The organism is Nostoc sp. FACHB-892 (assembly GCF_014698795.1).
GTDB lineage: Bacteria > Cyanobacteriota > Cyanobacteriia > Cyanobacteriales > Nostocaceae > Nostoc.
Genome location: NZ_JACJTR010000003.1, coordinates 194,729 through 216,577 on the forward strand (window position 1 = coordinate 194,729; position 21,849 = coordinate 216,577).

At 38.2% G+C, this 21,849-nt stretch carries 13 protein-coding genes and 1 pseudogene; 7 read left to right on the forward strand and 7 right to left on the reverse strand.

From position 1 onward, the window contains the following. Positions 1 to 86 precede the first annotated feature (86 nt). Positions 87 to 2,048: a GAF domain-containing sensor histidine kinase gene (locus H6G96_RS05675; RefSeq protein WP_190910531.1), complete on the forward strand. Its 1,962-nt coding sequence runs from the start codon at positions 87 to 89 to the stop codon at positions 2,046 to 2,048. 92 nt (positions 2,049 to 2,140) lie between these two features. Here H6G96_RS05675 and H6G96_RS05680 read toward each other — a convergent pair whose 3' ends face one another. Next, positions 2,141 to 2,971 carry a YheC/YheD family protein gene (locus H6G96_RS05680; protein ID WP_190910532.1) on the reverse strand — a complete coding sequence of 277 codons (831 nt, stop codon included), beginning with the start codon at positions 2,969 to 2,971 and terminating at the stop codon, positions 2,141 to 2,143. Between the two features lie 53 nt (positions 2,972 to 3,024). Further along, on the reverse strand, positions 3,025 to 3,909 hold the full coding sequence (locus H6G96_RS05685) for a hypothetical protein (RefSeq protein ID WP_190910533.1): 885 nt from the start codon (positions 3,907 to 3,909) through the stop codon (positions 3,025 to 3,027). 135 nt (positions 3,910 to 4,044) lie between these two features. On the opposite strand from H6G96_RS05685, the gene H6G96_RS05690 reads away from it, so the two are divergent. Both H6G96_RS05690 and H6G96_RS05695 read left to right on the forward strand, forming a co-directional pair. Further along, positions 4,045 to 4,962: a metallophosphoesterase gene (locus tag H6G96_RS05690; RefSeq protein ID WP_190910534.1), complete on the forward strand. Its 918-nt coding sequence runs from the start codon at positions 4,045 to 4,047 to the stop codon at positions 4,960 to 4,962. A gap of 4 nt (positions 4,963 to 4,966) precedes the next feature. Then, a complete protein-coding gene (locus H6G96_RS05695) occupies positions 4,967 to 5,500 on the forward strand; it encodes a GAF domain-containing protein (RefSeq protein ID WP_190910535.1) in 534 nt (177 codons plus the stop codon). Positions 5,501 to 5,659: 159 nt separating this feature from the next. Here the strand turns inward: H6G96_RS05695 and H6G96_RS05700 are convergent, their stop codons facing one another. Then, entirely contained in the window at positions 5,660 to 7,669 is a 2,010-nt protein-coding gene (locus H6G96_RS05700) for a response regulator (RefSeq protein WP_190910536.1), read from the reverse strand. Beyond that, a complete protein-coding gene (locus H6G96_RS05705) occupies positions 7,666 to 13,749 on the reverse strand; it encodes a hybrid sensor histidine kinase/response regulator (protein ID WP_190910537.1) in 6,084 nt (2,027 codons plus the stop codon). Before H6G96_RS05705 ends, H6G96_RS05700 begins: the two co-directional genes overlap by 4 nt. Before the next feature lie 460 nt (positions 13,750 to 14,209). Here H6G96_RS05705 and H6G96_RS05710 point away from each other — a divergent pair, with 460 nt between their 5' ends. Beyond that, positions 14,210 to 15,553, forward strand: coding sequence for a glutamate-cysteine ligase family protein (locus tag H6G96_RS05710; RefSeq protein WP_190910538.1), 1,344 nt, complete (start codon positions 14,210 to 14,212; stop codon positions 15,551 to 15,553). Positions 15,554 to 15,741: 188 nt separating this feature from the next. Here the strand turns inward: H6G96_RS05710 and H6G96_RS05715 are convergent, their stop codons facing one another. Continuing rightward, positions 15,742 to 16,314 (reverse strand): YIP1 family protein, encoded by a 573-nt coding sequence (locus H6G96_RS05715; protein WP_190910539.1) that lies wholly within the window; start codon positions 16,312 to 16,314, stop codon positions 15,742 to 15,744. A gap of 124 nt (positions 16,315 to 16,438) precedes the next feature. Between H6G96_RS05715 and H6G96_RS05720 the strand changes: the two genes are divergently transcribed. Further along, positions 16,439 to 17,458, forward strand: coding sequence for a hypothetical protein (locus H6G96_RS05720; protein WP_190910540.1), 1,020 nt, complete (start codon positions 16,439 to 16,441; stop codon positions 17,456 to 17,458). On the opposite strand, the pseudogene H6G96_RS41145 reads toward H6G96_RS05720, so the two are convergent. Then, a pseudogene (locus tag H6G96_RS41145) lies at positions 17,453 to 17,614 on the reverse strand (transposase); the annotation flags it as partial. The gene H6G96_RS05720 and the pseudogene H6G96_RS41145 overlap by 6 nt on opposite strands. A 188-nt stretch (positions 17,615 to 17,802) precedes the next feature. Further along, positions 17,803 to 18,966: a right-handed parallel beta-helix repeat-containing protein gene (locus H6G96_RS05725; RefSeq protein WP_190910541.1), complete on the reverse strand. Its 1,164-nt coding sequence runs from the start codon at positions 18,964 to 18,966 to the stop codon at positions 17,803 to 17,805. A 669-nt stretch (positions 18,967 to 19,635) separates the two neighbouring features. Here H6G96_RS05725 and H6G96_RS05730 point away from each other — a divergent pair. Together H6G96_RS05730 and crtI are read left to right on the forward strand one after the other, a co-directional pair. After that, positions 19,636 to 20,289 carry a TetR/AcrR family transcriptional regulator gene (locus H6G96_RS05730; protein ID WP_190910542.1) on the forward strand — a complete coding sequence of 218 codons (654 nt, stop codon included), beginning with the start codon at positions 19,636 to 19,638 and terminating at the stop codon, positions 20,287 to 20,289. An 11-nt stretch (positions 20,290 to 20,300) separates the two neighbouring features. Next, a complete protein-coding gene (gene crtI / locus H6G96_RS05735; RefSeq protein ID WP_190910543.1) occupies positions 20,301 to 21,794 on the forward strand; it encodes a phytoene desaturase family protein in 1,494 nt (497 codons plus the stop codon). Positions 21,795 to 21,849 lie beyond the last annotated feature (55 nt).

Genomic DNA, 21,849 nt, shown 5'->3' on the forward strand with positions numbered 1-21,849 from the left:
CTGTATTACCGTTTTAAACTATTGGTTAGTACAAAAAAACAAACTTTTTCCCTGAATTCAGCCCCATCTTACCAAAATGATTGAAAATGCTTAGTTCTCCTGATTTGAGCTTTTCTCGAACCTTGCCTATTGTTGTATTTGATCAGCTTGGGAAATTGTTGGAACAGATGGCTCAAAGGGAGACAAGTGCCGCTCTGATACTGACAGAAGCTGTGTTGATGCGGGTTTACATACCTGCAAAATGGCAAAGGCAAAGGTTTACATTGGTGATTTCTGAGCAGTTTAGTGCGCTCTTGGTAGGAAATTTAGAGGAGGGGGAGCAAGGAATTGGTTCGGCACTCAATGCTAAGTTGACATTTAATTTAGAGGCGATCGCAACATTTGTCTCCGAATTAAGAGACTTGTTTGAGTGCGATTCCTATACTCACCAAAATCTCGAACGCTATCACCAAATTATTCGGCCCAATGATGCCACACTCCAAAGTCAATTTTCGCTGTTGTTATTAGAATATTTTTTAACTCAGCCAAACCAAGAAATAATAGCACCTCCAAGCCCAACTGCGCCGGCAGTTTATATCTGTCAGCCAGTGGAAGATGCTTTAAAAAAACAGATTTCCCAGGAGCGGTTATTAAATCAGGTAACAACGCAGATCCGCAAAAGCCTGGATTTGTCAGTAATTATGGCAACCGCAATTACACAGGTGCGTGAATTTCTGGAATTAGACAGATTAGTAATCTATAAATTTGAAGCTTCCAAAGTCAAAACCCAACAATATCAGTCTTTTATACACGAGAAGAACGGTAAACACTCGCCTTCTGTGTTAGTCAATAATCAGCCATTACTAGAAGACTGCCAAAACTATGGAGGTTATATTGTCTATGAAGCCCGTGCTACAGATGCTATTACATCGGTCTTAAATTACACCGAAAGGAATTGTTTTAGGCGAACGTCTCAATGTTGGAAAAAGTATCGCCAAGGCTTTACCTTAGCTGTGGATGATGTCGAAAAAACTTATGCTCTAGAAGAGTGTTTGCTGAATTTTTTGAGGGAAAGCCAAGTTAGGGCAAAGTTGGCAGCACCAATTATATTTGAGGATAAACTTTGGGGATTGCTGATTGCTCACCAGTGTGATAATCCACACCAGTGGACTGAGAGTGAAAAAAACTTGCTGAGTTCGATCGCAGAACAATTAGCGATCGCAATTCACCAAGCTGAGTTAATGCAAACGCTTACCCAAGAAAAACAAACTCTTGAACAACGAGTTATTGAACGCACAATGGCTCTGCGTGATGCTCTCCTCGCCGCCGAAGCCGCTAGCCGCCTCAGAAGTGAGTTTCTCGCTACTATCAGTCACGAATTGCTCACACCTTTGACTTATGTGATTGGGATGTCATCTACATTATTACGTTGGCCTTTGGGTGAATTGAGTCAACGACAACGGGGTTATCTGCAAACAATCCACGACAGTGGAGAACATTTATTAGAAATGATTAATGACATCCTCGATTTATCGCAAATCGAGGCTGGGAAGACAGCTTTAAATATTTCGGAATTTTCTTTAGTAAGTGTTGCTGAAAATGCTGTAGAGTCACTGCGAAAAAAAGCAACAAGCGAACAAATTAATCTCAACCTTGATTTGCAAATCGATCCCAATCGCGATCGTTTTACCGCCGATGGAGAACGAGTAGAACAAATTCTTTGGAATCTGTTAACTAATGCTGTTAAATTCACCCCTGAAAATGGCAGCGTAACTTTACGTCTTTGGGTGGAAGATGATACCGCTATTTTTCAAGTGGAAGACACTGGAATCGGCATTCCTGAAGAACAATTACCATTAATTTTTGATAAATTTCAGCAACTTGATACACCCTATCGCCGCCGCTATGAAGGTACTGGGCTGGGACTGGCTTTAACGAAACAACTTGTAGAACTTCATCGCGGTCGCATTGAAGTAGAATCAACTGTAAGTATTGGTTCAATTTTTACTGTATGGATACCAACTCAAGTAACGAGAGTGGTGAATGGGGAGTTAGGAGTTAGGAGTTAGGAGTTAGGAGTTAGGAGTTAGGAGTTAGGAGTTAGGAGTTAGGAGTTTGCTGGTTTTTGCATTTTCTCCATGCCAACTGAATTTTCAATTTTTTATGAAGCTAGGCTAATAAGCATTTTTTCAAAAATTTTCAACACAGGCTCCTCTCCATTGTCTCTAGTAAAAATAGTATAATTTGGACTTGAGTTCACTTCAATCAACCAATATTGGTTATCTCGATCTAAGACTATATCTAAACCACCATAATCAAGGTCTAATTCTTCAAAAACTGGTTTAGCAAAATTAGCAATCTCTGACAATATTTGTGGATCGTCAATATATTTGGCTTTTGCACCATCCCAATGTAAAGGACTAAGATTACCTGCAAACTTTGCATCAGTTATATCTTTTTCATAAAGTAAAACTAATTGTTTATTTAAGAAAACCGCTCTATATTCATATAAAATCTGAATATATTCTTGAGCGATCGCTACATAATCATACTTTTTATTATTTATATTAAAAATCTCTTTTAAAGCAGTTTCAATCTCATCTATATTATGACATAAAAAGACGTTACATCCACCAGAGCCAGAATTCCTTTTAATAATAACAGGTATTTCAAATTTATCTTTTATTTCTAATATAATATCTTGAAAGCTGGGAAATTTTAAGTATATTTTATACTGAAGATCACAAAAAGGTGAAAGAAAACCTATTGTCTTAGGAAGTTTAACTTTTTGCTTTAAAATATGGTAAGTGTATTCCTTGTCTTTTATGATTTGTGCTACTGCTTGATTGATTAAGGGAGTACTATAATTACAAAAGTAATGCTGCTTATTATTCAGTTTTATTTTTACTAAGTTCTCAGCCGGATGAATAATTTCATAATTAATGTTTAAGTTTTCACAAGCTTTGAGCAATAACAAAACATTGTCTAACATAAATAATTAAAGTTAAAATTACGAATTACGTTAGCTTAGCGGGGCGTAGCCCATTACGAATTATTTAAACTTGTTGTTTGCCGTTTAAAAATCACCATCTCAGTACCAACAACTGGGTTACGCGCTATCAGCTTATCTTGGGAGTCGATAATTTCTAAATGAGTAAAATCAAGTTCTTGAGAACGTTGTAATATCTCCGCAGCTAGTTTGTCCTGTTGAGATTCTGGGAGAGTGTACCAATTATCACTGATTTTGACAGTCAGATTACTGGTACGAAAGTTGGCTTGAATTGACTTTATCAGACCAGAGGCAATGCGATCGCTAATTTCGGCTACCTGATTCTCAACAGCCGCTATCAAAGCTTGTTCAGGTGTTAATTCTATGGTTGGTGTTGGTGTTGGCGTGGGAATTAGTTCTGGTTCCGGCGCTGGTGGAGTAGTTTGTACTTCTGGCGGTGGTGTAATTTCCTCTGGTGGCTGTGGCGGCTGCGGTTCTGGTGCAACTGACTCCGGTGGAGTAGTTATCGTTGGTGTCGGTGCAGGAACTTCTTCAACCGGTGGAACTGTAGCTACTTCAGTAGGTTTACCAGTAAAGACAGTCGCAGTCGTCCAAACGATAATTACAGCAATTCCAGTAACAATTCCCGTCAAAGCTGTATCTGATAACTTTGTTGACCAATTTGATGGTAAAAACAAGCGGATTGTTCTTAACAGTCCACCCCATCGCAACTGAAGTTGCTGGAAAAAACTGGGTGTTTCCTTCGTACCAGGTGGGGGTGCTGTCTCCAGTTTTTCCACCGTTACTTCTAAAACCCCAATTGTCCCTTGGAGAATTTGGATAATTTTAGCCTTCCAAAATGGCTGAACTCTTTGGTAAGGTTTTTGGGGAGGTTGAGTTACCTGCTCATCCGTCGGTTTTGACTGATTGTCTTGTGGCATGGAACTTTCACCAAAAGCAGCGAATCAAAGACAAACAACCTACATTATTACTGGTGCTGCCTTCTTTTGCCTTAATGTATCACTACATTGCACATTGCTTCAGATAAACTGACTATTTATTAAATTTGGTGAGTTATGAACCTAAAACGCCGTCAATTTTTATTTTTAAGTAGCCTCAGCGCTATTGGTGCAGGATTTTTAGGCTGGACATTTCGTCAAAATCATCAAAGTGCTGATATTACCGATTCAACAACCGCCATAGCCGCCACCTCAGCCAAAAAAGGCTTATTATTACGTTTTGTATCTGTCGCTGATACAGGGACTGGGGCTAAAGGACAGTATGCTGTAGCTGGAGCGATGAATGCGTATCACAAACAAAATCCTTATGATTTAGTCGTTTTAGCTGGGGACAATATTTACAATGACGGCGAAATCGAAAAAATCAATGCAGTTTTTGAGCGTCCTTATCAAGCTTTGCTGAGGCAAGGCGTGAAATTTCAGGCTTGTTTAGGTAATCACGATATTCGTACTGCCAATGGTGATCCGCAAGTCAAGTATGCCGGCTTCAATATGAATGGAAAACGCTACTATACATTTCGCCGTCGCTCTGTGCAATTTTTTGCTTTAGATACTAACAGTAATGCTGATTGGAAAAACCAGCTACCTTGGTTAGAAAAAGAATTAAGCCTTAGTAAAGCTCCTTGGAAAGTCGTATTTGGCCACCATCCAATTTATTCATCCGGTCACTACGGAGTCAATCAAACTTTTATTAAAACCCTCACTCCTCTGTTTCAAAAATACGGCGCTCAACTCTATATCAACGGTCATGATCATAGTTATGAACGCACTCGCGTTATTAATGGAACGACTTATCTAGTTACTGGTGCAGGCGCAGGTACTCGTCCTGTAGGGCGTTCGGAGTGGACAGAGCATTCTGCTGAAAAGCTGAGTTTTGCAGCCTACGAGGTGTATCCAGATAGAATAGAAGTAAGTGCGATCGCTACTGATAATCGCGTTTTTGATAAAGGCATTATTCAATTAAAATCAGCTTAGTTATATGACTCAGCATAACCTTCCTCCTGCACTTAACAATATTGTAGAATCATCTCAAACACCAGATGCGATATTTTCTGCGCTATTGCCAGCTGTAGGCAATTTTTTACAATCTGATAGATGTTTTTTATACCTACACAATCCACAGGCAAACCTCGGTAGAGTTGCCTTTTGTTGGATTCGCACTCCAGATGTACCTACTGTTTATAATAAAGAATGGGCAGCACAACCCCCAACTGTAACAGATGAAGATCCGATGTTTGCGGCTGCGCTACGTGCCGAACCTTCAATCTTTGTAGAGGATGTAGAAACTGCTGAACCTCAAGTTTTAAATCGGGAATTTGAACAGAAAAATTTTGGACACCGCGCCCTTATTCATGCCCATATTCGCCAGGATGGTCAACTCTGGGGAATTTTACAACCATGCATTTTTGGGCATCCCAGAATTTGGACTGAATATGAACGAGGGGTAATTAATAATCTTGTCGAAAAAATCACACCTATTGCAGTTGATTATGTCAAGTCTAGTTTTGATTAGCTGTAGACTAGGATATAATTCTCTTGCTCCAGACAATTTGGTTGTTTAGATTTACTCAGTTGATAATCCTCAAAAATAACTTCATACCCATCTCCCTGTAGTGATATTTCTTGCTCCTGCTGTTGCTGTTGGGTATGGCTGATTTATCTTGCCTAGTGACTACTTAAAAAGTGTTTTACTAGGTGCAGTACATAAGTTTGGGTTTGTGGATTTCTGCACAAGAATACTGTGTAAAGTCTGCAACAAGTCCTTGGTCGTATATGGTTTACCAATAAACTTTTTAACTCCAGGTATCTTAGCCAGTTTCTCACTAACGTTCAGACCGCTAACAGCCACAACCTTGACTTGGGAATTAATTTTTTGCAACGTAGTGATAGCAGTTGCACCATCCATTAAGGGCATCATCATATCCATCAACACTACGCTTATTTCGTCTTCGTGTTGAACATAAAGCGCGATCGCTTCAATCCCATTACTAGCTGTCAGTACTCTGTAGTTGTAAACTTCTAATAATATTTTAGTAGTTTCCAAAATTCTGGTTTCGTCATCAACAACTAAAATTAATTCTCCATTACCTTTAAATAACTCCAGGTCTTCTACTAGGGGCGTTTTTGCTACTTCCACTGCCGGCAAGTAAACTTTAAATTCCGTACCTTTGCCGACTTGACTAGTCACAGTTACAAAACCACCATGACTTTGGATGATACCTTTGGCGGTAGACAAACCCAATCCTGTACCCTTGCCAATCTCTTTAGTAGTAAAAAACGGCTCAAAGATTCTATCGATAATCTCTGAGCGCATCCCCATGCCTGTATCTGCAACAGTAATAGCAATGTAAGGACTAACATGGGCATCCAGATTCATGCGTGCATAATCTTCATCAATCAAGAGATTTTCCGCAGAAATTTCGATATGGCCACCTTCGGGCATAGCATCACGAGCATTAACTACTAAGTTGATCAGTAGCTGATGTAGGTGCGTTGCATCACCAATTACAGCCCAAAGTTCAGGCTGAATATGCTCTGTCAATTCAATCGATTTCGGAAAAGTCTCTTGGACAATTTGCTGAATTTCTGAAAATAAATGGTTCATTTGCACAACGGTACGCTGACCATCAATTCCTCGAGCAAACTGCAAGACTTGCTTGACTAAAGCAGCCCCACGTTTAGAGTTATTTTCTATAGTTTTTAACATCTGTTGATTACGCTCATCAGTATCGGGCATTTTCATCTGTAACAATTGTGCTGTCGTTAAAATCGGAGTCAGTATATTGTTCAGATCATGAGCTATGCCACTAGCTAGGGTGCCAATACTTTCTAGACGTTGCGCCCGTAAAACTTGAGTTTCTAAATGCTTTTTTTCGGTAATATCAGTATTTACTGTTAAAATCGATATTGCTTGCCCGTTGCGATCGCGCATTAAAGTCCAACGGCTGGCAACAATAATATCTTGCCCTTTTTTATTAACTTGGTGTAATTCACCATGCCAGAAACCAGACTTAGCTATATTTGCATAAATATCTTGGATTTGAGACAAGGTTTCTGGTAGATATAAAATTTGATTAACACTCTTACCAATTACTTCCGTAGCTTTCCAGCCATACAAATGTTCTGCTCCTTGGTTCCAGAAACGGATTTGATTATCAAAATCTTTGACAAGAATTGCATCGCTTGTAATATCTAGTAAAGCAGCTTGTTCGCGGATTTTTTCTTCTACTTGTAAGCGTTCAGCAATTTCATTTTCCAAGCGTAAATTTTGTTCTTGCAGGGTTTTTGTCAGAGATCGTAACTTGAGATGGAGTTGAATTCTAGCTAAGACTTCTTGGTGCTGAAGCGGTTTAGTGAGATAATCGACTGCACCCAGTTCAAAGCCTTTGACTTTATCCACGGTTTCGGAAAGTGCAGTCATAAAAATGATCGGAATATCTTGCGTTAATCCACTCTTTTTCAGCAACCGACAAGTTTCAAAACCATCCATTCCCGGCATGAGGATGTCTAACAAAATTAAGTCTGGTGGGGCATATTCAGCTCTAGCGATCGCACTTTCGCCGTCTTCAGCAATCAAAACCGTAAATCCAGCTTTGCCTAAAAAATCATAAAGTACTTCTAAATTGATAGGAGTGTCATCAACGATTAAAATGACACTAGATTTATTAGAATCATTTTTCATATAGCCCCAAAATACTTTTGAATAAACTCTAATATTTGTTTGCCTTTAAAACCTTTAGCCAGTTGATATAAATGACTAGCAAAAGGTTGCAACTTCTCATCTATTTTTTCTAGTTCTACAGCTCGTTCAGCAATGCTTATTAAATTCCCCCGCATAGCCAAATCTAGCAAAATTGTCAGTTCGCTTGCTGAAGGAGGTATAATAGGAGCCTGAGATGTCAAGTGTAAACTATTAGTAAGACTTTTCTTTTCGTCTTTTATCTTTTTTGCTTTACCTTGATCTTTATATACCCATTCTAACCCTAAGTAAACCTGTAACTTGTCTAAAAGTTCTACTCTTTGAATTGGTTTTGGCAGAAAACCATCACACCCTACTTTGCGACTTTCTTGTTGATTAAATTCAAATACACTAGCTGAAATGGCAATCACTATCACTTCTTGAAAGTTTTGTAAGGCTCTGAGGCGACGCGTAGCTTCAAATCCATCCATTCTTGCCATTACCAAGTCCATAAGAATCAAGTCTGGCTGAAATTCAGGAACTTTATGAAGGCAATCTAAACCATCAGTTGCTTCTAGAACTTCAAAACCCAAAGGTTCTAAGATATTAACCAATACAGACCGATTTTCCCATTTATCGTCCACTACAAGAATTTTGCGTTTAGTCCCTAAAAAACCAATGATGTTAAGTTCATTAGCAGCAATTTTAGTATATTGAAAAACTTCTGGTAATTCCAAATCTAGCCAAAAAACACTGCCTTTACCTAATTCACTTGTAACATATAATTCACTTCCCATCATTTGAACTAATTGGCGGCTAATAGTCAAACCCAATCCGGTTCCTTCTATCTTTAAGCTATCTTCACCTACTTGCTTGAAAGGTAAAAATATCTCTTCTAATTGCTCTGAAGCAATACCAGTTCCTGTATCTTCTACCTGGAATCTAATTTTGGAGTTTGATAATTGGCCTGCCAGGCTACCTGTATTTATTGTCCAGTCTCTATCCTGATTTACATAGCCTACTTTAAAAGTAATGCTACCTTTTTTTGTAAACTTAACTGCATTACTTAGTAAATTAATTAAAATTTGACGTAAACGTTTATTGTCGGCACGAACTAAACTAGGTAATGGATATAAAGGGCGGTAAATTAAGCTGATTCCCTTATGTTCAGCCCGAATCCGACAAATTTCTACTATTCCTTCTAAAAAAGCTGATAAATTAAACTCTTGTAAGTAAAGCTCCATTTTTCGAGCTTCTATTCTGGAGATGTCTAAAATATCATTAATTAATGTTAGTAGATGTTCACCACACTGATGAATAATATTTACGCCATTCCTTTGCTGAGGAGTTAAAGATGTATCTGTCTGGAATATTTGAGTATAACCCAAAATACCATTGAGCGGGGTTCTGAGTTCATGACTCATGTTAGCGAGAAATTCACTCTTGGCACGGTTAGCAGATGCGGCTATTTCTTCAGCTTTTTGCCGTTCGCTAATTTGCTGTTGTAATTCTAAGTTTTTATCTTGTAATTCTAGAGTGCGCTCTTTAACTTTTATTTCTAACGTCCGATTATATTCTTCTAAATCATTATATAGACGAGCATTTTCTAACGAAATAGCTGCTTGTGATGATAAAAGTTGTAAAACTTCTAATCGTTCCGGTGTAAATGCCCCAGCAATCAATTTATTTTCTAAGTAAAGGATACCAAACAGCTTACCTTGATGAATAATTGGGCTACATAAAATAGATTTTGGTTTGTGCTGAACAATATAGCTATCTGTCGTAAATTTTCCCTCACAGGTAGCATCGCTGAGTACAATATGTTCCTGAGTCCGATGTACATAATTAATTATATATATAGGTAATTGCTGACTCAGTTCTACAGGGGTTGATTGCTGCACATTTATTTCAGTTTGACCAAATCTACCTGAAGCTTCGATAAATAAATTACCTGCTCTCTCTAAAATCAAAAATCCTGTTTCTGCACCAGCATTTTCTAGCACAATTTGCATTAATTTAGCTAGCAACTTTTCAAAAACTATTTCTCCAGAAAGTGCTTGTGAAGCTTTGATAAATGTTGCTAAGTCAAAAGGTTTACTAATACTTGAATTTAATGATTGAACAAGTGGGCTTTGATTAGGGCTGTACGTTCTTTGCTCTAACAGCCGGGCAGAAATTTTAGAATATTTTATTTCTAAATCTCTAAGCTTTGCTATTGCTCCCCAGCGCATATATCCATAGTATGCATCAGCGAGATAAGCCTGAGCTACCTTTTCTCTACCGCACTCAAAATAAAACTTTGCTGCTAGTTCATTGGCAAGAGCCTCTTCTTGGATGTATCCTTGTTCTTTAGCTCCACCAATGGCTCGGTCATAATATTCCATTGCTTGCCAATATTGACCTAATACTCGTGCTTTCTCTGCTTCTACTAGATCATATTTATGCTGAAAATTCATGGGTGCATGGTCTGCCCATTTTCGCATTTTTTGTTGATTAATTTTCACTTTGTCTGGAAGATTTTCTTGAGATCCGAATGAAGCCGATGGATAGATTGCAAGTTGTGCTAGAGAATCGTAGAAATGGAATAATGGCACATTTAACCAGCCTGTCACTCCATCTAAATACTGTTCTGCTTTAATAGAATTTTCTAAAGCTTGAGTAAATTCACCAAATAGATAACATAAAATTAGTTTATTAAGGAATACATAGTGTATTATTGTTCGCTCGTTTGATTTAATATGCAGTTTTAATAATTTATCTTCATTGTAAGATTCACCAATTAAATGGCAAGGATTTTCAGATAATCCTATTAAATTCAAAACTGCTTGGTGAAATACTTGATGCCATTTCAGGGCAGTCTCTTGATGAATTTGAGCAATCAACTTGCTATATCTTGCCATTTCCTGTTCTAGGCTTTTTAATTCCGAACCACTCCAGTATGAATATTGACACTTATTGCTAGCTGAGTATCCAGTATGTACTAAATCCCCAGAGTCTAATCCGCTAGAGTAAGCATCTTCTAAAAGTGGTAAAGTATCTCTAACATGATGCTTCCAATGGATTATAAAAGTTGATACTTTAAATAAGACTTGGCTTCTAACTTCAACAGCATCTAACCGCTCTAATAAATTTAAAGCTAATTGTCCAATTTGATAAGCAGCTTCAATATCTTGTGATAAGCCGCTAAAAACCACTCCATAATCAGCAAAACCGCTAGCCGAAAAAGGCGTATTTCCATTTTTAATAGATAAATTTACTTGTTGGCAAGCCATCAAAATAAATAATGCAGGTGCAGATTGATAGGCAGCAGGAACTAAACTTGATATAAGCCTCATAGCTGCTAGCTTATGAATATCTGTCATTGAAGGCAAATTAATTAAATCTTCTATTTCTTTGCCCGCTAAATTGTTTGTAGTTTCTTGAATAGCTTCCTGAATATCTAATGGAGTTGGTGAGTGATTGAGTTTTACTCCCAACATTTCTAGAACTTTTAGTCCAAGCTGCACTGCTTCAATTAATTTTCTTTGCACTTCACAACTTTTGATACGCAACTCATAAACTTTGATTTTTTCCAGTTGCGTTTTAGCTTGTTGTAGCACGATTTCAGCTAATATCTCCATTTGCTCAAAGTCACCGCTAAGAAATGCCGCTTCTGCTGCCTCCTGATGCAAAGTTAATGTAAGTTCATATTTCTGATTCCAACTAGAAGCTGTCAATAGGCTCAAAGCTACCTTGAAATAGCGCATAGCTGACTCATAGGCTGCTGCTGCTTTCGCTTTCTGTCCCGCTATGAGATTGAGTGCAGCTAACTCATATTTCTCTGACTTTGAAGTTAGTAAATCTCTGCCATAGTTTAGGTGGTTTACTAAATAGAAAATATTTTCTTTTCGCTCTTCAAGCGAACTCTTTTGAAGAAGTAATTGTCCAATTTTTAGGTGAATTTCTTTCTTATTAATATCTGGAATTAAAGAATAAGATGCTTGCTGTACACGGTCGTGCAAAAACTTGTATGCAATTATTTTCTGTTCTTGCTCTATTAGCTCTATTATCAGTTGTTCTTCTAGCTGCTCACTAACAACCAAAGGTATTTTATAAGATGAATCTATAGGTAAAATTAAACCTGCTTGCAGAGCCTCCCATAGTTCTTTAGCCGTTTCCGACAAAGATTTTTGGTTGACAATACTTAAAATATCTAAACTAAATTTATCACCAATGCAAGCAGCTAATTTTAAAACTTCCTGTGTTGTTGGTAATAGTCTTTGAATTTGATTAACCATTAACTCAACGACATTATCAGTAATATCAATATCTTTGATAATTTCAATATCCCACTGCCAAAAACCTGTGTTAAAATTAAAATATAACAAGTTATCTTGGTAAAGAGATTTGAGTAACTGAGTTACAAAAAATGGATTTCCTTGCGTTTTACTAAAGACTAAATTAGCTAGGTTATCTGAATTCTCTAGACAACTACGCAGTGTATCGTTAACTAACTGATTTATATGATAAATATCTAAAGGTTGGAGAACAATATTATTGACATTTACACTAGATTTTTTTAATTCTTTTAGAGTTAGTATTAATGGATGAGTTGGACTCACCTCGTTATCTCTATATGCTCCTATTATTAAAAAATATTTACTCTCAGGGTCACTAATTAGCAGTTGAATTAGCTTAAGAGAAGCTGAGTCTGCCCACTGTAAGTCATCCAGAAAAATTACTAGTGGATGTTTGGCTTGAGAAAATACATAAATAAGTTGTTGAAATAATCGATTAAAGCGATTTTGAGCTTCGTTAATTCCTAGCTGTGGTATTTCAGGCTGAGAGCCGATGATTTTTTCAAGTTCAGGAATAAAGTCAATAATAACTTGGCCGTTGACACCAACCGCTTCTAAAAGTTTCTTTTTCCAGTTTGATAGCTTTTCAGCATTTTCTGTTAATATCTGTTGCATTAATTCTTGAAAAGCCTGAATTAATGAAGCATAAGGAATATTACGTTTATACTGATCAAACTTTCCAGAAATAAAATAACCACGCTGCCGGATAATAGGTTTATGAACTTCATTCACTAACGAAGTTTTACCAATTCCAGAATAACCGTTAACTAGCATTAACTCAGTTACGCCAGAGCTAACTCGCTCAAAAGCATTCATCAATTCCGCAACTTCTCGTTCTCGACCGTAAAGTTTTTGGGGAATAAGAAAACGGCTAGATAAATCAAGTTGACCAATAGCAAAATTTTCAATTTTACCAGTCGTTTCTAATTGATGTAAACATACTTCTAAATCTGCTTTTAATCCTAAAGCATTTTGATATCTTTCCTCAGCAGTTTTAGCTAATAATTTCATGACAATATCGGAAACTGCTACCGGAATTTTGGTATTTAATTCGTGAGGCGGGAGTGGAATTTTAGCAATGTGTGAGTGAACTAATTCTAAAGGATCATCTGCGACAAAGGGCAGCTTGCTAGTTAACATTTCGTACAATGTCACTCCTAATGAGTAAAAATCAGTTCTATAGTCTATTGAGCGGTTCATTCTCCCAGTTTGCTCAGGCGAAATATAAGCTAGGCTACCTCCCAGCAAATTGAAATCATTAACTATCTGATTTTCTCTAGATAGGCGTGATGCAATGCTAAAGTCAATAATCTTTATTTGACCTGTGTTGGGATTGATGAGTATGTTATGAGGTTGAATATCTTTATGAATAAGATTATTTTGATGTAGTTGATATAGTGTTGCAGCTAATTGAATAGCAATTTGCAAAAAATTGTTGAGTTCCAAATTAGGCGTGCTAATAATATCTTTGAGCGTCTCTCCTTCAAAATCTTGCAAGATAAGTGCTACACCATTTTGTGTACTTTCTAAACCTAAGGGTTGAATAGCTCCGTCTATCTGCAAAAATTGCAGTATTTGATACTCATGCTTGATGTAGGCAATTTGTTCTCTAGTAGGATACTCAGCTTTTATAGTTTTAATAATTACTGAGGTTCTTTCTGGCTCTTTAAAAGCCCGATAAAGACAAGTATTTCTACCATCATGAATAACTTTGATGAAGTTGTAATTGGTAAGGGTAATATTCATATTTATATTGCAACTTAAGTGAGCTAAATTTTTAAATTAGCTACAAAAAACTTATTGTGATACTAAAAAGGATTAATTATAAATGTTAAACTGCTTCATGCAAATAATTACAAGGTAGTTGTGAGCGGTTCTTGCTCGTTTATTATATGTTTAGGGGAAATAATGTTACCTACCTACTCTACTATCGTTATTTGAAATGTTATGATCCTACACTGCTGATTTTTAATTTCTATTTTATTAGATTTATCTCAATTCTAAATCCTACTGTGATTTAAACTGGAAATTATTATTAATTTTTGACATATTAAAGGGAAATTATTACTGATGACCAAGGGCGGGAGTGTGTTTCACTCTACGATTTTCCAAGTCAATTGGCTCAAATCGGTTTTGTCTTGCGGTAACTTTATCCTTTAAGCTACATATATTGAGGCTATGGCGGATTACCCTTGTGGAGGTCTAGATGGCGATAGTTAAGCGTCGTATCGGTCTGGAGCAAGAATTTTTTCTGGTAGATGAAGCTGGTAGCTTGAGCGATCGCGCCGATGAGTTTTTAAAGAGTTGTCACCTCAAAGCTCAAGCACAAGGTTTAAACCCAAATTACTTTGTGGCAGAGTTCGTTAAAAGCATGGTAGAAATTAACACACCTCCTGCTGACACTGCCAAGGAACTAGCGAGAGTCTATCTCAAAAATCTCAAATTGGCGATCGCTGTAGCGCAACAGATGGGTTTACGCCTTTACCCTCTGTCTAGCTATCCTTTGCCTACTATGCCAGTTATGCGAGATCACCCTAATTACCATATCCAAGCGCAAACTGTCGGCATTTCAAAATTTTTGCACGCCGGGAAATGTACAGGTACACACCTGCATTTGGAAGTCCCGCCTGGGGTAATTGACCCTCGTGTTGCAGTATCTTATAACTCGACATCAGTTGAGCGAGAAGAACTATTAAATATCTATAATTTAGCTACAGCTTGCGACTCTGCACTTATTTCCCTGACGCGGGCGTGTCCTTTTTATGAAGGACAGGCGTTAGGACTAGCCGTGCATACAATTCGTTATCGAGGTAGCGAAACCTTCGGTTGGGAGGGAGTTTATACTAATTTACAACCTGTCGGTGGACTTATGCCTTATGCCGAAAGTGTTGAAGGTTTAGTTGAGCAGCAGTTCGCTCGTTATTATGCTTGGCTGCAAGCGATGGAAAAAGCCTTAATTGAAGCGAACCTGTTCAAAGAAACGGGAGTTAGCTTACTCAAGTCAGCTTGGAATCCAGTTCGACTCAACAAACTTGGCACAGTAGAAATCAGGTGTATAGATAGCAACTTTCCCTCTGTAATTTTAATTGTAATTACATTACTAGAAAAATTAGCTGATCGAGTCAGGCATGAGAAGTTAACAGTAAGACCATCTAAAGGAATGCAGATATTTGAACTAGTTGGCAATCGCTTGTATGTACCAGATTTTGAATATCTATCAGGGGAATTGCTCTTAGCCTCAGCTACAGAAGGAATTAAAAACCCCAAAGTTAGAGCTTACGTCGATTCCATTTTGCAGTTTGCCAGCGCTGTTGGTGGCGAAGGAGCAGATTTTCTGGCAAAACTCAGCAGAAACCTTGATCAGTATCAGACGATAGAAGCCAGCATCTTGCAAGACTTTACCCCAACAACAACTCAACTTTCATTAGATGCCGGTTTGCGTTTAGTGCGCTCAAGTTGTGACAAGCTAGAAGCTATTGTTTCATCAATAGATATAGAAAATCCCCTCGCAGCTTTGGATACTGATGAAGGATTGTTGCTACAGCATTAATCGAATCTTAATTCATACAAAACCCCATAATTGCTGTAAATTTCTAATCAGGAAAAATCTTTCCAAAATGATTTACTAACAATTTTAGTAAGCTCCCACTCCACACCTGTCATTAGATTCATGGAATGTCAGACAATAAACCCAATTCGCAATGGGCTTCTCTACGTTCCCTGCGGGTAGGATGCCTCTCAGCTTGTCCATCTTACCAATTGTTGCTCCAAAACTTGTACAAAACCGATCGCAATTTGAATTAACGGCCAGCCTACTAAACAAATAAATGTTGCTCGTTGAGTAGTAATATCTAACCCTTGGCGTACTGCGACAATTACCGCCAATAAACTCCACAACGCCAATATAAGCTCAATTGGTCGTCCTAGTAAGGGAATGAGAGTTAAAAAATTTAGTACTTGCGGTGCATAGGCAAAGCCTATAGGAATAAGTAAGTCACCGTAAGTAGGATCGATGGGTTTGAGCCATTGCCCAATCTTCAAAATTGTGAATGTCCAAAAATAGTATCCTGCAATGATAGCGATCGCATCAATCAAAAGACCTGCCAAAAGTACAAAAACTGTAGCTCGATTTATTAATAAAATTACGCCACTACCTATGGCATGAGAAATAGCAGCTAGAATTACAATACTTAGAGCTAACCTCTGGTTTTGCTGTGTATTGCGAGCATTTTCATAAAAGTCGCCATTCAAAGCTAGAGCATACCGAAGTGTATGACACAAACCATGCCTTGATTTATTATTACTGCTCATTTTTTCTAACTAATGAGGGATGACAAATTACAAAAAGTAGAATTTTATAGAATAAATAATTAAAAATCAAAGCTTTAAGCTCAAAATTATTTTATTTATCAACTATATAAAACAATAATCTCAAATGCGTAGGATTGGCGGACAAATACTGCTATGGTTGCAAAGTGGAACATTAAGGCTGTTGGTTTTAGCAGGTATAATACTTCTTGCCTGGGGAACTTTTGCCCCTGTGGGAACATTGGTATGGTGGTTGAGTCAAAGTTCTGAAAGCTTGGGGATTAAGAAAAATTCAACGAAAAAGTTCCCCAGGGATAACCCTTTACTGAAAGTTGACAAATCGAGAAATATTGATTGCTATATAGTTTTTTTACCAGGAGTAGGAGATTTTTCCGCCAACCAATTAACTCCAGGTGAAGAATTTTTTTTAAATAAATTAGAGCAAATTCATCGTAATTGTGTAACAGTGCGGGATGTTTTTCCTTACTCTGCTGCTAACGAAAGTTTAGAAGGGCAACGGTTATTAGCACCTCTGTGGAGTGCAGCTGAAAAAGCCGATGGTTTGTTCTCTAATACAGATGTTTTAATTAAAATCCGTAATCTCTGGCGGTTTGCTATTTCTGCCGATGACCGTTATGGACATATTTATAACTTGGGAATTGCGAATGCGATCGTTGATCGTATGAATGCCGTATACCCTTTATCCAAACGTCCTAAACAAGGGCTGAAAATAATTTTAGTTGGAACCAGTGGTGGAGTGCAAGTTGCTCTTGGTACAGTTTCTGATCTCGAACAGTGGCTAAATGCTCAATTAATTGTTGTTTCGATAGGTGGTGATTTTGATGGCGAAAAAGGCTTTGATAAAGTTGACCATGTGTACCAACTCGTAGGTAGTCGAGACTGGATTGAAGATATTAGCCAAATTGTATTTGCTTCACGCTGGCCAATTACAGTAGGCTCACCTTTTAATCAAGCTCGTCTTCAAGGACGTTATACACTTCTGAAAACAGGCCCTCATGCTCATAGTGGCTCTCAAGGCTATTTTGGTACAACAACAATTGGACAAAGCCAAACAACTTATGTAGAATTAACATTTGAAAAAGTCAATAAACTGCCAATTTGGTCTAATCAAAATCAACGGCAATAATTCTTTTGCTGAATGCCAAACTAATTCAATCAAATTATAATCTGGACTGGACTCTGGTAAGAATTACCGGATAATATTTGGCGTTTTTACCTCAATCTGAGCTAAGATATCTTTTCTTTTATGGAAACTGGCATTATCGAGGATAATCACTAGCTCATGGAATATAGTATGTTTTGTCTATGTCCCCAACCTGTATAAAGGATAGGTTTTTTTGTTGCTTTTTAGATTTTGCATCACTGAAATAATACTTTGACGAAAATCAATCCAATACCACACTTTAGCTATTCCAGCAATGTAGTACTTTGCCATAAATTTTAAGCGGAGCAATAAATCTAAATTACTCTCTAATCAATAATTCCTAATGTTGTTCCTCCTATAATTGCAGGGCTTAAGGCTTGCAAATCAAAGTTACCGCTTGCTGGGTTAACAAATAAAGGGTCTTTCCCAATGATGTTACCGCTTCCGCTTCCTGTATTTTTGAAACTGCCATTGTAAACAAGGTTATCTTCAAAAGAGAAACCTGTGGATTTTGAAATCGGGTTAATGGCTTGTCCACCTTTGCCGACAAAGATACTGTTCTCTACATCTACGTCATTAGCTTTGTTAATGAATATTTCACCTGTTGTCAAAACTTGAGAGTTTTTGTAGGTCGTGTTGTGCAAGACATCTATGGGATTATCCGCTCTGAAAAGCTGGATACCTGAACCACCATTCTTGTAGATTAGATTATCGCTGATTAGGACTTTTCCTTTATAGGAATCACTACCAATATAGGCACGGTCAACCATTACGCCGTGTCCTTCTGTGATTTCTCCTACAGCGTAGTAGGGAACCAATTGTTTATTATCGAAAACAGTATTGTCTTCAATAACTATTTTGTAATCTTTGGTATTCTTATCAGAATTCCACAGGTGCAACATTGAGATTCCTTGAGCTCCAAAAGGTGAGTACCAGGCATTTCCAGAAACAACGTTATCTTTTACGGTAATGTAATCTGCTTCAATAGCTGTAATTCCACCACCGGGAAAATTAGAAACCTTGTTGTCGCTGATTGTGATGTGATGCGATCGCTTTTTGGAATCTTCTTGACTATAAGTAATGTTGATGCCATTCCCAGAGGTGGCGGGATTATTTAGATTTGTCTTTTCTTTGAGTGCGTAAGCTAGTGTGATTTTGTCTCGCGCACCTTTGAGCGTCAATCCTTCAATATTAATATAAGAAGAACCAGTGATTGAAATGGCATTCCAATTATGTTTATCTGTAACTAAAACTGGGTTGTGCCCTGACAATGCTTTAAAAGTAATCGGCGCATTGGCACTACCATTTTTATTGTCGATACTTAAAATGTTTGCATAAGGATTTGTGTAAGTACCATTCATCACGTAGACGGTATCACCTGCTTTCACCAAATCCCCAGCTTTTTGGAGAGTGCGAAATGCGGCTTTCTGGTTCGAGCCATCATTTTTATCATTACCTGTTCCAGAAACGTAGTATGTTTTGCCAGCCATTGTTTTACTCCGAATATGTGTAAGGTGAATTGGTAGTACGTTCTCAGCAATAAACAGCGCAAAGCCGGAGACATTTCGTGTCTTCTCTGCGTTTGTTGAGTGGTCAAACTTGAATTGGTTGAAACTTTAGTAGGTTTACCCCTTAACTTAAGGGAACTAATGTAACAACTTCGTCGAACTTGTTGTACGCGGTGTAACTGAGCCTTGGGAACTCATGTATTAAAACTAACCTTTACACAGGCAATGCACTTCAGTAAATATTCTGAAATGTGTTGCTTTTTTTACAACAAATGCCAAAAATTTATGGAGATGTCGTGGTAGAGTCCTGTTAATTTCCAGAGTGATATGGGAGTGGAGAGCCTTTTGTGCAAGGATTTGATAAAGTTTCTCTAACAATTTTTAAAGAAACGATGCTTCCTGCAAGGTAGGACACAAACAAAAGAAGAAACTAGAAGCCAAAAAAATTGGCGTAGCTTCATAAAAAAATAGTATGAGAATTTGCCAGATCCGCATTTCTCACAAGCTTGAGGGGAAGAAGGAGCAGAGGGGCTTTTTGAGGCTGAACGACCGAAATTGTTTCTTCGCCAAAACTAGATATCAAAAAATGAATAATTGTCGTGTTTTATAGTGATAATATGATATTTGCTCGTGTTTACTCCTAACCAATTCATGTCTTCCAGGATTCACAATCCCGAAACACTTCGTCGATTACCGCAACAAACCCGCAGTCGCCAACGGGTTAATCAAATCTTGGATATAGCTGCTCAGTTATTGGAAGAAGTAGGCTATGAAGCGGTTTCAACCGAATTGATTGTAAAGCAGGCAAATATTTCAATTGGTTCACTCTACCGCTTTTTCCCTGATAAGGAGGCTATTGTTCATGCGCTATCAGAGCGATATGCACAGCAAATGCGAGAGTTATTTGCCGCTAGGTTTAATCCCTCAACGATTAATTACCCCTTAGCAATATTGTTGAGTGAAGCAATTGAAGACTTTGATAAATTTTATACTACTCAACCAGGTTGTCGGGTAACTATGCTGCGATCGCGAATATCTGGCGAATTGCAGGCAGTAAATCAGCGAGTTGACCATGAGATTGTAGAGCAATTAGATAACTTCTTTGCTTTACGGCAACCGCAAATGAATTCACAACAACGGCATTTAGTAGCTTTAGTCAGTGTAGAAATTGCGGGGGCGCTTCAGTTAATGTCGCTCGCACAAGACGATCACCTACGACGGCAACTAGTAGCACAGACTAAACAAGTTTTGATTGGTTATCTTCAACCACTCTTTCCTGACAGTATCGATTGCCCAAGTAAATGAGGAGTTTATCTATGTCAAAAAACATTGCAATTGTCGGAGCCGGCCCTGGTGGTCTAGCCACAGCTATCCGTCTTGCTGGATTAGGGTATCAAGTGCAAATATTTGAGGCGGCTGAACGTATAGGTGGGCGGATGCGTGGCTTAGAAGTTGATTCATACGCTTTTGATACAGGGCCGACTATTCTCCAACTGCCACACTTATTTGAAGAGCTTTTTCAGGAAGCTGGCTTAAATTTTGCTGACTATGTTCAACTCAAAAGATTGGAACCCTATACTCGCATTCGATTTTGGGATGGTACACAACTGGATTTAACCTCGGATTTGGAAGCCTTTAAAACACAATTGGCAAACCTGCGTTCAGATTTACCATTAGCATTTGAGCGCTGGTACACAGAGCATATCCGTAAATATGAATTGGGCTATAAACCTTATCTAGGCAGTCCTGTACGATCTCTATTGGGTTACTTGCGTTGGAATGAAATTGTCTCTCTAGTTTCATTTCGTCCTTGGGAAAGTTTATATCAACACTTTTGGCGATTTTTCCAGGATGAGCGTTTGGTCTATGCTCTCAGCTATCCCTCGAAATATTTGGGAATGCATCCTACTGTGGCAGCGAGTGTATTCAGTCTGATTCCATTTTTGGAATTTGCCCAAGGAGTATGGCACCCATTGGGAGGATTCCGGGCATTGGCGCAGGGGTTGGGCAAAGCTGCTCAAGACTTGGGCGTGCAAATTCACCTCAATTGTCCAGTGCATCAAGTCTGGATTGAGCAGGGGCAGGCGCGTGGTATTGAATTAGCAGATGGTGAGCGCCTAAATTTTAATGCAGTAGTGATCAATGCTGACTTTGGATACGCTATTCGTCATTTGCTACCAACTTCAGCACGAGGTCGCTACACTGACCGCAAGCTTAACCAAATGCAATTTTCATGCTCTACCTTCATGCTTTATTTAGGTATAAATCGCCGCTACGAAGACTTACCACATCATCAAATCTATTTATCAGAACAGATTCGACGACGCGATCGCCCTTGGGTAGATGATTCTGCATTAGATGAAACTGATCCGCCGATTTATGTCTGCAATCCAACAATTATAGATCCTAGTAATGCACCAGATGGACATAGCACATTATATGTGTTAGTGCCAATTCCAAATACTTCTTATGCTGTTGACTGGGATATTAAACAAAAAAGCTACCAAGACTTTATTCTTAAACGTCTAGGTTTACTAGGATATGACAATATTGAGCAACATATTGTCACCCAAAGGTGTTATACTGCACCAACTTGGCGCGATGATTATTTAGTTCATTTGGGTGCTGTGTTTAATCTCAGCCACAATTGGAGCCAACTTGGGCCATTTCGCCCTCCAATTCGTTCTGAAAATATTAGTGGATTGTACTGGATTGGTGGTGCAGTTCACCCAGGAAGTGGATTACTCACAATCTTAGAAGCAACACGCAGTGCTGCTGGGTTTATTAACCAAGATTTCCCGTTAACCTGAGACAGTCAGGAAACAACCTGACTTCACAGCGATTAGTTAAATTCAAGCCGCAAAA